This is a genomic window from Roseimaritima sediminicola, from assembly GCF_009618275.1.
Classification (GTDB): domain Bacteria; phylum Planctomycetota; class Planctomycetia; order Pirellulales; family Pirellulaceae; genus Roseimaritima; species Roseimaritima sediminicola.
In genome coordinates this window covers 74,837-89,638 of sequence record NZ_WIAD01000011.1, presented here as the reverse complement: position 1 = coordinate 89,638, position 14,802 = coordinate 74,837, and the positions used below count along the sequence as shown (strand labels likewise).

General features: G+C 62.1%; 9 protein-coding genes and 1 riboswitch. Of the genes, 8 read left to right on the top strand and 1 reads right to left on the bottom strand.

Annotated elements, in window-relative coordinates:
* Positions 1 to 437 precede the first annotated feature (437 nt).
* A riboswitch (cyclic di-GMP riboswitch) is annotated at positions 438 to 523 on the top strand.
* A gap of 188 nt (positions 524 to 711) precedes the next feature.
* The 6 genes from GE027_RS08255 to thrS all read left to right on the top strand — a co-directional run bounded on the left by GE027_RS08255 (position 712) and on the right by thrS (position 8,531).
* On the top strand, positions 712 to 888 hold the full coding sequence (locus GE027_RS08255; protein WP_153556707.1) for a Flp family type IVb pilin: 177 nt from the start codon (positions 712 to 714) through the stop codon (positions 886 to 888).
* 392 nt (positions 889 to 1,280) lie between these two features.
* A complete protein-coding gene (locus tag GE027_RS08250; RefSeq protein ID WP_237607390.1) occupies positions 1,281 to 1,832 on the top strand; it encodes an A24 family peptidase in 552 nt (183 codons plus the stop codon).
* Between the two features lie 192 nt (positions 1,833 to 2,024).
* Positions 2,025 to 3,101, top strand: a complete 1,077-nt coding sequence (cpaB, locus tag GE027_RS08245) for a Flp pilus assembly protein CpaB (RefSeq protein ID WP_153556705.1) — start codon at positions 2,025 to 2,027, stop codon at positions 3,099 to 3,101.
* A 97-nt stretch (positions 3,102 to 3,198) separates the two neighbouring features.
* Positions 3,199 to 4,794: a type II and III secretion system protein family protein gene (locus GE027_RS08240; protein ID WP_237607389.1), complete on the top strand. Its 1,596-nt coding sequence runs from the start codon at positions 3,199 to 3,201 to the stop codon at positions 4,792 to 4,794.
* 140 nt (positions 4,795 to 4,934) lie between these two features.
* Positions 4,935 to 6,155 carry an AAA family ATPase gene (locus tag GE027_RS08235; protein WP_153556704.1) on the top strand — a complete coding sequence of 407 codons (1,221 nt, stop codon included), beginning with the start codon at positions 4,935 to 4,937 and terminating at the stop codon, positions 6,153 to 6,155.
* A gap of 165 nt (positions 6,156 to 6,320) precedes the next feature.
* Positions 6,321 to 8,531 (top strand): threonine--tRNA ligase, encoded by a 2,211-nt coding sequence (gene thrS, locus GE027_RS08230; RefSeq protein ID WP_390621576.1) that lies wholly within the window; start codon positions 6,321 to 6,323, stop codon positions 8,529 to 8,531.
* Positions 8,532 to 8,597: 66 nt separating this feature from the next.
* Here the strand turns inward: thrS and GE027_RS08225 are convergent, their stop codons facing one another.
* Entirely contained in the window at positions 8,598 to 10,250 is a 1,653-nt protein-coding gene (locus GE027_RS08225) for an alkaline phosphatase (RefSeq protein WP_153556702.1), read from the bottom strand.
* Between the two features lie 399 nt (positions 10,251 to 10,649).
* Between GE027_RS08225 and pdxA the strand changes: the two genes are divergently transcribed.
* Positions 10,650 to 11,588, top strand: a complete 939-nt coding sequence (pdxA, locus tag GE027_RS08220; protein WP_202617363.1) for a 4-hydroxythreonine-4-phosphate dehydrogenase PdxA — start codon at positions 10,650 to 10,652, stop codon at positions 11,586 to 11,588.
* Between the two features lie 142 nt (positions 11,589 to 11,730).
* On the top strand, positions 11,731 to 14,433 hold the full coding sequence (locus GE027_RS08215) for a PVC-type heme-binding CxxCH protein (RefSeq protein ID WP_153556701.1): 2,703 nt from the start codon (positions 11,731 to 11,733) through the stop codon (positions 14,431 to 14,433).
* Positions 14,434 to 14,802: the final 369 nt, after the last annotated feature.

The following is a 14,802-nucleotide window of genomic DNA, read 5'->3' as shown; positions in this document are numbered from 1 at the left end:
TTCGTAATCCCGCCCCGTAGCCGAACTCGCCAGCGTTTGGATGGTTGGAGTCTAGCCTTCCGGCGATTCGAGCGTAGGGCCGCAGGCGGCTAAAGCCTGGGCTTTGGCGGCTATGCGGGAACAGGTTGTTCCACCAACCACCAACCAACAACCAACAACCAACAACCATCAACCATCAACCATCAACCATCAACCAAACACCGGCTTGGGATGTGCCGGCCCCCCGGAATAATCCTCTCAGAGTTTACAGGTGGTCCCTGCGGCGGGGTTTCCCCTACCGAAACGGCGAACCTGAACCGTTTCTTTTGACTCGCCCGATTCCTGTCGTAGTTTTCCTGCAGAGAGCGAGCGAGTTGCGTTCAACTCGCCGCCGAGGCGGAGTGCTGAGGCCGGTCTAGGGACTGGCTCCGGTGCAACGGCTCGGTTGGCCTCTGCCTCCTTGAAAAAGGCAAACCGGTCGCGAGGCCGGGGCGCAAAGCTACGGGTCCCCCACGCGTGCGTGTTGGACTGCCGGGCTGCCAAGGCTGCAGTGTTCGGTGTGGCGGGGTCGACGTCCTTGGGGACATCGACCGCATGCGCACCGCCTGTCACCACGGCGAAGCTTGGAGACGAGGCTGCCCTGGCTGTGCGACACGTGTGTGCCGCACAACGTTTTTTTGTGCTGGTGGTTGGTAGCCCTTCCGCCGGAGAAACACCGCGAGGAGTAGTAACATGAAGAACTTCGCCAACAAAGTCGTGAATTTTCTGAAGGACGAAGACGGCCCCACCGCTGTGGAATACGCAGTGATGATGGCTCTGATCATCGTCGTCTGCTTGGGCAGCGTCGGCCTGATCGGTTCGAAAGCTGACGAGAAGTTCAAGAAGGTCGCTGACGAACTGGCCAAATAAGCTTCGCGCTTGTTTGGTTTGCCACTGTCCAAACCGGAACGCAGCGCGTCGCCGAAGTTCACCTGCTTTCGGCGGCGCGCTCTCCGGCTTGGACCCCTGGCACCCCTTTGCTCTGGCACCCCTTTGCTCTGGAACCCCTTTGCTCTGGCACCCGACTCCAACGCCCACCGGCATTTGATCTCATGGACTATCCGCTGTTACCCGCCGACGCTGCCGCACAAGCCTGGCAGATCGTGTGTTGTGTGATGACGTTGATCGTGGCCATGTTCAGCTGGCTGGCCTGTTTGCGTTAGAGCCCACAACCGAACCCATAACCAATATTCCATCGGCTCCGAGCCCGAGCGTTTCGGAAGCCGGCATTTTGCATCCTCCGGGGGGATACGACGATGGAAATGATGCTTGACTCAATCGCTGCCAACTGGCCCATCTGGCTGGTCAGCGTCGTAATGATCATCGCCGCGGTGATCGACGGTTTAATCCTGAAGGTCCCCAACTGGTTGACCTTTCCCTTCATCCTGTGCGGCTGGGCCCATGGCCTTTTGCACGCCGGGATGCCGGGACTGGGGGCCAGTTTGGCCGGAACGGCCGTGGGACTGTTGTTGTTGTTGGTCGTGCGTGCCGTCGGCGGCATGGGCGGTGGCGACGTCAAACTGCTGGCCGGCCTCGGTGCCTGGGTCGGCGTCAGCAGCGTCTGGTGGGCGTTTGTCGTGACGACGTTCGTCGGGGCCCTGATGGCCCTGGTGATGGTGGGCATCAGCGGTCAGTGGCGCAAGCACTACCTGATGACCCGGCAGATCGTGCACGAATGGAAAACCATCCGCAACCCGGAAAAACTGTTCGAAATCGCTAAAGAACGCAAGCCGGACATGATGCTGTTGCCCTACGGCATCCCGATGGCAATCGGTTCCATCCTGTATTTCGCCTACGCCGGAATGCTGATCTGATCCGGTCTGCGAAACCACGTAGGCTGCGTCGAGTTTTCTGTTGCGGTGTGCTTTAACGGACACACCGACTCCAGCTACAGCTGCCCGGGCCGGATATCCGAAACCTACCGCTAGGTTCGTTGGTTTCGGTTCTGCGGCCTTTCGGCAAGTTTTGATCGATCCCTTGAGGCCGCCCTGTCGAGACATAAAATCATGCGAAACAAAACACTATTACTAGCCATCGCCGGCGTCTGCGGAACCATTGCCGCAGTCGGCGCCAGCAAATTGTTGCAAGGACAGGGATCGACCGAGCAACCGGCGATGGCCGAAATCTTCGTGACCGTGGCCGACGTCGAAATCGGCGAACAGTTCACCGCCGAGAACATCAAACTGGAATCCTGGCCCCTGGACCGGGTTCCCGAAGGTGCCCTGACGGACCTGGAAGCGGTCGAAGGCATGTACAGCAACCAACGCTTGTATGCCGGCGAGCCGCTGATCGCTCGTAAGATCCGCGCCACGCCCGGCAACACCCGCCGCGATATTCCTCGCGACTACAGCGTGGTTTCGCTGCCGACGGACGCTTCGAGCGGAATGGGAACGCTGATCGAACCGGGCGACCGCGTCAACGTGATCGGGTTCTTCAAAAAAAGCGATGTGATTCCGCAGACGATGACCCAGAAGGTGCTGACCGGCATCCGGGTCTACGCCGTCGATGGACGCAAAACGCGCAGCGAAGCCGACACGGTCAGCACCCCGGCCCGCACGATCTCGCTGTTGATCCACAAGAAGGATGAAGAGGCCTGGACCTACGCCAACGAACTGGGACGGATTCGGTTGTCGCTGAGTCATCCCGACGAGTACGAAGGCGAAGATCGCAACGGCGGCGTCGACGCCTCCGGACAAGCCTTCCTGCAGTGGATCGCCGATCACAGTAAAAAAGCCGACGAACAAGTGGAGGCACCGGAGCCGGTGGCCGAGCCGGTTGTCGAAGAAGTGGTGCAGACGCCCAGCGATGAACCGCTGCGGATGCAGAAGATCTCCGGCGGCGTAACCTACGTGTACGAGCTCCGCGACGGCATTTGGGTGGTTGTCCAGTCCAGCGACCAACAGAACGCGCCGCTGGAACCGGCGGGCGAACTGGTCACCACGGCCGCTCCGGCCACCGGGGCCGCTCCGCCGGCCGACGATTACAGCTACCTGAACGGCTCGGACAGCCCGTTCTTTGAAGACGAACCCGCTTCGGCGGATGCACTGCAACCGGTGGTCGGCGACGGCCCCCGTAACGAGTAGCCCTTTAACCTGTTTCGCACCGACCACCCCGGCTGGCGGCTCGCCCCTCAGCCGGGTTTCGGATGGATCCGATTGGTCAAGCAAGGACGCGATAGACATGATCAACCAACGCTTTGCGGCACAAGCTGTTTCTGGCTTGATGCTGCTGGTGGCCGCCACGGCGGTCACCCCGCGATGCTTTGCCCAATCCGCGACCGGTGCCGGTCGATCCAGCAGCGGGATGTTGGCCTCCACCAGCACAAGCGTCAATTACAACGTCACCCAGCCGGTCGAGCGGTTGGAGATGATCGTGAAAAGCAGCCGCATTCTGACGCTGGACAAACGCGTTCCTCGTTTCCAGGTGCACAACGAGCAGATCCTGGGGGCCACGCCGGTTTCCCAAAACCAGATCCAGGTGCACGGCAAGACGCCCGGGACCACACAGCTGAATCTCTGGGACGCCGACGACCAGTTGTACACCGTGGACATCGTCGTCCTGGCCGACGCTCGCGAAGTCGAGGGCATCCTCAGCAGCCAATTGCCACTGGCTTCGCTGCGGGTCACGCCGCTGCAGAACTCGGCGATCATCTCCGGCACGGTCACCAACGTCGACGACGTGGATCGCGCAATCGCGATCGCCGAACAGTTCTACGCCAACGTCGTGAACAATATCCGCGTGGTGGGCGTCCAGCAGGTGCTGCTGCACACCAAGATCATGGAAGTCTCGCGCACCAAGCTGCGGGACGTCGGCGTCGACTGGTCGTTGCGAAATCCCGGCGGTGGTGATGGTTACGTCTCCGCTCCCGGTGGCCTGATCAACGCTCCGGCCAGTCCGCTCACCGCGCCGCCTGTGCCGATCTCCGCCCAGGCCAACGCACGGGCTTCCTTCAATCTGGGCGACTACCGTTTCGAGGCCTTGATCAAAGCCCTCCGGCAGAACGACTTGATCAAAGTATTGGCCGAACCCACGGTCGTGGCCACCCACGGCCGACCGGCCCGGTTCATCGTCGGTGGTAAAGTGCCCTACCTGGTGCCGTCCCAGCAGGGCGTGACGGTCAACTACGAAGAGTTTGGCACGTCGGTCGATTTCCTGCCCTTTATCGTGGGCCCGGGACGCATCCGCTTGGAGGTCCGCCCGGAGGTCAGCGAGCCGGATCCGTCGCGGGGTTTGACGCTGGACGGTTTGCAGGTTCCCGGTTTCCGCAGCCGCTATGTCGAGACGGCCGTCGAGATGCAAGCCGGGCAGACGCTGGCGATCGCCGGCCTGCTGCAGACCCGCACCGAATCGTCGGTCCGCGCCGTGCCGCTGCTGGGCGAACTGCCCTACTTCGGCGCTGCGTTCCGCCGCGTGCTCGAAGAACAGAACGAGATCGAACTGTTGATCATGGTCACCCCCGAGCTGGTCGACGCGATGGATCCCCACGAAGTTCCGCCCGGCGGCCCGGGCCTGAACAGCACCTCGCCCAGCGACTGCGAGATGTTCGTCAAAGGGCACATCGAAGTCCCCGTCCATGGCAATTGCAACGACTGCAGCCAACCGCACTCGATGCACGCCCCCCACGCCGCCGGTCCCTACACCGCCGGCCCGCCGATGGCTGAGGATTACGGCACCGGGTATCCCCATGACGCGGCCTATCCCAGCGGGGCAGTCGTGCCCAGCGCCGAAGGCACCGCGGTCGCTCCCGGCGTCACCGTGCTCGAGCCAGCCCAGTAAACGAAACGGGCCCGTAAGCGAAACGGGCCCAGTAAACGAAACGGGCCCAGCAAACGAAACGGGGCGGAACCCTTGAACTTTGGCCAGCCGCCTCGGGGCGGCTGGCCTTGATCCTACTTTACAACTCGGGAAACAACTCCATGAGTAATGTTTTGAGACTAGCGATCGTGGACCCCAGCGATGGGTCCCGAGAGTCGCTCAAATCGATGCTCCTCAGCATGGACACGGTCTGGCTGGAGGCGGAGTGTTCGCGTTATGAATTCTTCACCGACGTGGTGGGCCAAACGACTCCCGACGTCGGCGTGGTTTCCTTGGACGCCGACAACGAGAAAGCTATCGAGCTGATCACGAAGCTGTCGGCTTCGCATCCCGACTGTGCGCTCTTGGCAGCCAGCAGCAGCACCGAAGGCCATCTGATCCTCAAGACGATGCGGGCCGGAGCTCGCGAGTTCATCACGCTGCCGATCTCGGTGGAAGATCTGACCGCCGCGCTGGACCGGGTGGGACGTCAGAAATTCGGTTCCGGCGATTCCAAGAGCCGGGCGTGTCAGATGATCGCGGTGGCCGGCGCAACCGGCGGTGTGGGCAGCACCAGCATCGCGGTCAATATGGCTTGCGTATTGGCCAGCGAACCGGGCACCAGCGTGGCCTTGGTCGACCTGGACATGGCCCTCGGCGATGCCGACGTGTTCCTCGATGCGATCCCCGATTACACCTTGGCCGACGTCGCCCAAAACATCTCGCGGCTGGACATCCAACTGCTGAAGCGGTCGTTGACCAAGCACAGTTCGGGACTGTACCTGCTGCCGCGGCCCGTCGAATTGCACGATGCGGCGGTCATCAATGCGGAAAGCCTCCGCAAGGTGCTGGGGCTGCTGAAGGCTTCGTTTACACATCTGATCATCGATCTCTCGAAAAGCTACTCCGAAGTCGACCTGGCGGTGCTGGAAGAGGTCGATCACGTGGTCTTGGTCACCCAGTTGGACCTGCCCTGCCTGCGGAACGTCGTTCGGTTGATGATGAGCTTCGAGGAGCTGGACGATCTGAAGGACAAGACCAAGATCGTCGTCAACCGCGCGGGCCTGGACACCGGCGGGATCAGTCTGAAGAAAGCCAAGGAAACGATGGGCCGCGAGATCTTCGCCCAATTGCCCAACGACTACCGCACGATGGTCGAGGTTCGCAACAACGGCGTGCCCCTGATCACCCAGGCGCCCAAAGCCGGAATCACACACGCGGTCCGTGACATGGTCACCAAAATCGTCGGCGAAACCGCGGCCGAGGGCGAAGCGTCGGAGGCCAAGACCAGCGAGAGCAAAGGCGTCTGGCAGAAGTTCTGGCCGGTCGGGGCCAAGAAATAACCGCCGCGGGTTTGAGATTTCAGATTTCAGATTTCAGATTCAAAATCCGCGCTGCGCTTTTTCTCGCGTGCTTGACGGAATCCCGCTGCACCCGCGATCCTTATTCTTCTCACGCGACTCCTTTTGTAATGGGGTCCGAGTTTCTCTACTGAAAGGATGGCGACGATGTCGCAAGTTTCGGTTCAATTACCCGACGGTTCCATCAAACAACACCCCGCTTCCGCGACCCCGATGGACGTGGCTCGGGAAATCAGCGAAGGCCTCGCCCGCTCGGTCGTCGCCGCCGAGATCGATGGCAGAATCGTGGATGCCTTCCGGTCCTTGGAAGAATTGCAGGCCACCGGCGAGGACGACTCCGCCGACCAGCCACTGTCGCTGAAACTGTTGACCAGCCGCGATGCGACGGCGCTGGCCGTGCTGCGACACTCCGCCGCCCACGTGATGGCCCGAGCGGTGATGCGGCTGTTCAAGGGCGTCTCGCTAGCATTCGGCCCGACCACCGACGGCGGCTTCTACTACGATTTCGATCTGCCCGAAAAGATCAGCGAAGATGATTTTCCCCGCATCGAAGCGGAAATGAAGAAGATCATCAAACAGAAAGAACCGTTCGAACGCTTCAGCCTGGCTCGCGACGAGGCGATCCAGTTGTGCGCGGAGATGGGCCAGGACCTGAAGGTCGAACATATCCAGACCGGGCTGGGCGAGGAGTCCTCGGTCAGCTTCTACCGGCAGGGCGAATTCGTCGACCTCTGCCGCGGACCGCACATCCCGCACGCCGGACTGATCAAAGCGATCAAACTGCTCAGCGTCGCCGGCGCGTACTGGAAGGGCGACGCCAGCGGCCGCCAGCTGCAGCGGCTGTACGGAACCGCCTTCTTCGACAAAAAGGCGCTCAAAGCCCACTTGGACCTGCTGGAGGAAGCGCGCCGCCGCGACCACCGCGTGCTGGGCAAGAAGCACGGTCTGTTTGCCTTCAACCCCGAAGTCGGGCCGGGACTGTGCCTGTGGCTGCCGCGAGGAGCCCGGGTGCGGACGCTGCTGGAGGATTTCCTCCGCAACGAACTGCTCAGTCGCGGCTACGATCCGGTCTACAGCCCGCACATCGGCCGCGTGGAAATGTACGAGACCAGCGGCCACTTTCCGTATTACCGCGACAGCCAGTTCGCACCGCTGTACGGCGCCGAGGCCGGCGGGTTGCTGGACGCCTGGAGCCAGCGGCTGGAGGCCGGATCGCTGGATCGCGACGGCGAAGATAAATTGATGGCCGCCGCCGAAGTCCTGGGCGTCTCGCTGCCGGACTACCGGCCCAGCGCCTCGCCCGAGGATCGCCGGGCCGTGCTGCATCGTTGGCAGACCGAGAACGAACGGTACTTGGTCAAACCGATGAATTGCCCGCACCACTGCCAGATCTTCAAAGCCCAGCCGCGATCCTATCGCCAGTTGCCGCTGCGATTGTTTGAGTTCGGTACCGTCTACCGGCACGAGCAAACCGGCGAATTGAACGGCATGCTGCGGGTGCGCGGGCTGACCCAGGACGACGCTCACATCTTCTGCACCGCCGATCAGGTGGAGCACGAATTCCGAGCTACGATCGAGCTGACCAAGTTTGTCCTGGAATCGGTGGGGCTGGGCGATTACCGCGTCCAGCTTTCCCTGCGGGATCCGGACAGCGACAAGTACGTGGGCAGCGAAAAAAATTGGGATCGCGCCGAGGGCGCCCTACGAGGCGTGCTGGAAGATTCCGGATTGAACTTCAACGAGCAACCCGGCGAAGCGGCGTTCTACGGGCCCAAGGCCGACTTCATGGTCCGCGACTGCATCGGTCGGTCCTGGCAACTGGGAACGGTCCAGCTGGACTACAACCTGCCCGAGCGATTCAAGCTGGAGTATGCCGGAGCGGACAACGCCGGGCATCGACCGGTGATGATCCACCGCGCCCCGTTCGGTTCGCTGGAACGGTTCGTCGGCATGCTGATCGAACACTTCGCCGGCGCGTTCCCGCTGTGGCTGGCACCGGAACAGATCCGCGTGCTGCCGCTGTCGGAAAAGACCACCGACTATGCCGTCGCGGTGACCAAGCAGTTAAGCGACGCGGGCCTGCGGGCCACGACCGATCTGCGCAACAGCAAGGTGCAGGCGAAAATCCGCGATGCCCAGCTGGAACTGGTGCCGTACATGGCCGTGGTGGGACCCAAGGAATCGGAGAGTGGCCAGTTGGCGCTGCGCGACCGTATCGACGGCGATCTGGGCTCGATGCCTGTCGCCGAAGCGGTCGCCAAGCTCAATGCCGAGGTCGCCGAGCGACGCGTGCGAACCGTCGCCAAGAACGCCCTGATGGAATCCGATTCCGACGGCGCCGAGCTGTTTGGCGAGTAGGGGCTCGTTCCGGGGTGATGCTACGGTAGCTGATCTCGTCCAAACTCTGGCGAGTTCAGCCGCGGGTTATTTCTTCCCGGCGTCGGCGATTGCCTGGGGGTCGGTCATGATGAAATAATGTCCATGGTCGGCCGTGAGGATGACGGCCGTATCGTCCCAGCCCTGACGCTGTTCGACCCAGCGAACGATGGCGGCAAAGGCCGCGTCACCGCTGAGCACCGCGCCGATCGAATCGTCCAGGTTGTTGGCGTGGTTGGCCCAGTCGACATCGCCGGCTTCGACCAACAACCAGAACCCTTCTTCGTTCTGCTCCAGGACCTGGAGGGCGGCGGTGGTCATGTCCGCAAGCGTGGGGTTTTCCTGGACGTCGGCGGCCGTGTAGGTCTCGCCGCCTTTCATGTCGACCGTCGGGTTGTACTGACCATCGGCGGTCTGAAACGGCAGGTGCCCACGCTTGGTTCCAAAGACGCCAACCAGACGTCGTTTTTCGGCAGCCGCTTTGGCGGCGGCTTCGCTGAGCACTTCGTCGCCGGCGCGTCCCGGCGTTCGCTGGACGACCACCGCGCCGTTGCTTTCGACTTGGTCCAGGTCGGTTTGGTGGATGTATTTGTTACCGGGCAAATAGTTTTCGCCCTGACCCTTGGCGGTTTCCGCCTCTTCGCCCCAGCCGCCTCCCAGCAAGACGTCCACGCCGGGCAACGCTTCGCTGCGGTGTGCCACCGAACGCACGCCCAGCAGGTCGCGCGAGATGTCCTGGTAATCTCCGCGGCTGACATTGTTGGCGTAGGTCGCACCCATCGTGGCGTGACTGACCGGGACGCTGGACACGGCGCCGACGGCAAAGCCGCGTTTCCGCTGCAGTTTGCGAGCGATCGGTTCGACCTGTTCGCCATCGGCCGCAACGTTGATCGAAGCGTTGTAGGTTTTAATGCCCGCCGTCAGCGACGTCGCCGAGGACGCGCTGTCGGTCACGGTGTGCGGACGCGTGCGATCCAGGCCGATCGGGTACTGCGGCGAGGCCGGGCGTTGCCAGGGGGTACTGCCGCCCAGCGACGGATCGTAGCCGCCGGTGGACGGCTTGTCGCCGCCGAGGACGACTTGAACGTTCACGTCGGTTTCCAGTCCGCCCAGCAGCGGCGAAGTGACAAAGAAACCAAAGTCGGTCGGGCCGCCGCGGTAGTCCTGAAACAGCAAACCCGTGCCGCGGCCGCTGTCGTACTGGACCGCCCCCTGCTTGTACAGACTGGCCGCCCGCGTGGTCTGCCAGTCCATCCCATCGAAGACGACCAGGATCACATGCCGCTTGCCGGCTTCGACCGCCTGCAGTTGCAACCGGTAGACGTCGGTTTGGTCAAAATACTTTGCCTCCGGGTTCAGCGTGCCTTCGGGTACCTTGCCGTACAGCTGCTTCAGGCGAGCTTCGTCGGCGTAGGCACTGCCCTCTTCACGCAGGGTGTCCAGGTCGATGCCGAAGGTGTACATCGGGATCAACCGGTTCGAGTGGTTGGTCCAGCTGGAGTACTGTTCGCTGATCGCTCCCCAGTGGCCGAACGCGCCTTGACCGTCTTCCATCGCGGCGGTCTGCAGCTGGCGCATCGGATCGGGCTTATCCGTCTCGGCCTGTGGATCCACCCGCGGTTCGGAGGCGGTGGCCGCCGCGACCAGCATCCCTAGAGAGAAGGTAGAGAGGGCAACAAACGACAAACAATAGCGGGGCATGCGAGGGGGTCCGAAGAATGAAGCAGAGGATAGAAAGGCGGAGCCGACCAGAAGCGGCGCGAAGTGGGACGACCCCATTTTGCTTCAGCTCGATCCGGATGGCAAGCAGCGAGCCGCAATTGTGGCATAGGCTTTCGGCCAGTAGACAGTGGCATAGGCTTCCAGCCTGTGAACAGTGGCATAGGCTTCCAGCCTGTGAACAGTGGCATAGGCTTCCAGCCTGTGAACAGTGGCATAGGCTTCCAGCCTGTGAACAGTGGCATAGGCTTCCAGCCTGTGAAACCTGGCTGTTCTCGGCTGGGACAGCCGAGCTACTTTGTGGCATAGGCTTTCGGCCCAGGCCACGGTCACTGCGTTACCTTATGAGGAACGTCTGCACTCCCTACCCCGCGAGACAAAATGTCGCTGCCCGAAATAGCCATCACGATGGGCGATCCGGCCGGAATCGGGCCCGAGGTCGCCCTCAAAGCGATTCCGCACGTGCAGAGAATCTGCCGGCCGCGTTTGATCGGCAGCCCCGCGGTTTGGCAAACCGTCGCCGAGCGGTTGCGGTTGCCTGTGCCCGACGTTCCGGTCGACGAGCCGGTGGAGCTGGACGCGGCCATCCAGCCCGGCCGCACCACCGCCGCGACCGGCCGAGCCTCCTTCGCCTATGTCGTCCGCGCGATCGAACTGGCCATGGCCGGCCAAGTCGCAGGGATCGTGACCGGTCCGATTCAAAAGGAAGCCTGGCATGCCGCCGGGATCCCCTTTCCCGGACACACCGAACTGCTGGCCCAGCGGACAAACGTGGCTGACGTGAAAATGATGTTGACCGCCGAATCGATCAGCTGTGTCTTGGTGACGGTCCATGTCGGATATGCCGAAGTGCCGCGGCTGCTGAGCCGTGAAACGGTGCTGGACGCGATCCGCAAAGCTCATCGGACGGTGTCTCTGCTGCGCGGCACTGCGGCTCGGGTCGGCGTGTGTGGCCTGAATCCCCACGCTGGCGAGCAAGGTATGTTCGGGGACGGTGAAGAATCTCGCATCATTCAACCGGCGATCGATCAGGCGCGGGCCGAAGGCATTCCGGTCGAAGGACCGCTTCCGCCGGACACGGCCTTTACCGCCGCGCGGCGCCGCGAACTGGACGTGTACGTATGCATGTATCACGATCAGGGGCTGATCCCCCTGAAAACGCTGGCCTTCGATGATGCGGTGAACGTCACCCTGGGCCTGCCCATCGTCCGCACCTCGGTCGATCACGGGACCGCTCTGGATATCGCCTGGCAGGGACGCGCCAGCCATCAGAGCCTGATCGAAGCGGTCCGTTTGGCCGTCCGCCTGGCTGCCCGCTAAGCTGGTTCTCCGACCTGCGGATTCTCCGACGTTGAGGCCATCGCGATTTGTCTGCAGGGGCAGCAGGGGATCGTCCCCCGGGTGCCGGAGGTGATTAGAATGAAGCTCCTTCCCTTCCCTTTCCTCCCCTTCCGATCGCTTTATGAAATCCACACGCAGAATGTTGGCGACGATCTCGTTGGCGGCCCTCGTCGGTTCCTTTTCCTGTGTCTCCAGAGCGACTTCCGCGGAACTGGAGGTCAAACAGGGCGACCAAATTTGCCTGGTCGGCAACGCTTTGGGGGAACGGATGCAGCACCAGAACTTCTGGGAAACCCTGCTGTATCAACGTTTCCCCGGCAAACAGTTGGCCGTTCGCAACCTGTGTTTCCCGGGCGACGAGCCGGACGTGCGTCTGCGTTCGAAGAACTTCGGCGAGCCCGATACGCACCTCGCCCACAGCAAAGCGTCGGTCGTCCTGTTCTTCTTCGGCTACAACGAATCCTTCGACGGCCAAGCGGGCTTGCAGTCCTTTGCCGACAGCCTGCAGCAGACCGTCCAGCACACTCGGCAGCAGAGCTACAGCGGTTCCGGTCCGCCCCGCATCGTGCTGGTTTCGCCCATCGCCTTTGAAGACACCGGCAACCCGAACCTGCCCGACGGCACCGAACACAACCAGCGACTGGCGGCCTACACTGCGGCGATGGCGGAAGTGGCCGAGAAGACGAACGTCGGTTTTGTCGACATCTTTACGCCCACCAAGCAGTTGTTCGCCCAGTCGGATCAGCAGCTGACCCTGAACGGTTGCCACCTGAACGAGCACGGTTACCGGGCCCTGGCTCCCATTCTGGACCAAGGGCTGTTTGGCGAAGGCGGACCGGAGCAGATCAACGAAACGCTGCGAGCGGAGATCGACGACAAGAACTTTCATTGGTGGCATCGTTACCGTGCGGTCAACGGTTACTCGATCTACGGCGATCGCGGTCGAGCCGGCTTCGATGGGACCTATCGCAACCGCGACGTGATGGAACGCGAACGCGTCATCCTGGACCAGATGACCGCCAACCGCGACCAACGCATCTGGGCCATCGCCCAAGGCGAGCAGGTGCCCGACGAAGTCGACGACAGCAACACCCTGCCCTTTATCAATCCCAAAACCAATGTGGGTATCCCCAACGATCCCAACGCCCGCCGCGGCAAGCTGGGGTCGCTGGACTACTTGAACGCCGAAGCCCAGCAGAAGCTGTTTAAGTTGCTGCCGGGGTACGAAATCAATTTGTTCGCTTCGGAAGAGCAGTTTCCCGAACTGGCCAACCCCGTCGCTCTGAATTTCGATAGCGAGGGACGCATGTGGGTGGCCACCATGGCCTCGTACCCGCACTGGAAACCCAAGACCAAGCTGGACGACAAACTGCTGATCCTCAGCGACGAAGACGGCGACGGCCGCGCCGATGACTGCCGCGTCTTTGCCGATGGACTGCACCAGCCCACCGGATTCGAAATCGGTCGTGGCGGCGCGTTCATTGCCCAGCAGCCCGACGTGCTGTTCGCCAAAGATACCGACGGCGATGGCAAAGCGGATCACATCGAACGCCGCTTGATCGGATTCGATTCGGCCGATTCCCATCACGGTCTGGCCGCCTTCACCTGGGGGCCCGGCGGGCAGTTGTTCTTTCAGGAGGGCACGTTCAAATTTTCGCAGATCGAAAGCCCCTACGGACTGACGCGCATGGCCGAAGCCGGTGTCTGGCAATACGATCCTCGTACCGAAGAATTCGGCGCGTACATCTCGTTTGCTTTTGCCAACCCTTGGGGCCACGTCTTCAATTATTGGGGCCAGGACTTTGTCGCCGACGCTTCGCCGGGCTTCAGCTACTGGGCGGCTCCGCTGACCGGTCACGTCGAGTATCCACGGAAACATCCCGGCGGTGCCCAGCATCGGCGCGTCTCGTCGTTGGCCGGTGGCGATCCCAAATACAGCCACCCCACGTTCTATCCCAAACGCATTCGTCCTTCGGCCGGCTGTGAATTGGTCAGCAGTCGACACTTCCCCGAGGACATCCAGGGCAACTTCCTGTTGGCTAACGTGATCGGCGAACGGGCGATCCTGAACCATACGATCAGCGAAAGCGAAGATGGATCCGGCTACGACGGCAAAGAGGTCCTGGCGTTGGTGTCCAGCGAGGACGGGAACTTCCGTCCGATCGACCTGCAGTTCGGGCCCGACGGAGCCCTCTACATCGTCGACTGGCACAACGCCCTGATCGGTCACTTGCAACACAACCTGCGGGATCCCAATCGCGATCACTCGCACGGTCGTATCTGGCGAGTGACCTACAAGGACCGCCCGCTGCTGACCCCGCCGAAGATCGCCGGTGCTCCGCTCGATCAGCTGCTCGAACTGCTCAAAGAGCCGGAGAATCGCACCCGCTACCGCGTGCGTCGTGAACTGGCCCAGCGTGACAGCGACCAGGTGGTCACGGCCCTGGATCACTGGACGGCGACCCTCGGCCAGCCGAACGCGGCCAACACGCATCATCTGTTGGAAGCCCTCTGGGCCTACCAGACGCAGAACCACATCGAACCAGAACTGCTGGGCAAACTGCTGACCTGTGACGACCATCGCGCTCGCGCGGCGGCCGTGCGGGTGCTGGTCAGCTGGCGAGATCAGGTCGACGCGCCTTTGGCCGCGCTGCAGCAGCGGGTGAACGACGAGCACCCTCGAGTGCGTTTGGAAGCGGTCCGGGGGCTGAGCTTCTTCGACGGAGACGAAGCGATCGAGATCGCCCTGGAAGTGCTCGAGCACGACATGGACGACTACCTCCAGTACACCCTGGACGAAACCATGCAAACGCTAGAAATGTAACCAGCCCGTAGCTGAACTCGCCAGAGTTTGGACCAGTGGCATAGGCTTCCAGCCTGTGAACCGTGTCTGTTCTCGGCTGGGACAGCCGAGCGACTTTGTGGCATAGGCTTCCAGCCTGTGAGCAGTGTCTGTTCTCGGCTGGGACAGCCGAGCGACTTTGTGGCATAGGCTTCCAGCCTGTGAACCGTGTCTGTTCTCGGCTGGGACAGCCGAGCGACTCTGTGGCATAGGCTTCCAGCCTGTGAACCGTGTCTGTTCTCGGCTGGGACAGCCGAGCGACTTTGTGGCATAGGCTTCCAGCCTGTGAACCGTGTCTGTTCTCGGCTGGGACAGCCGAGCGACTTTGTGGCAGACCCTCCCATCCTCCTT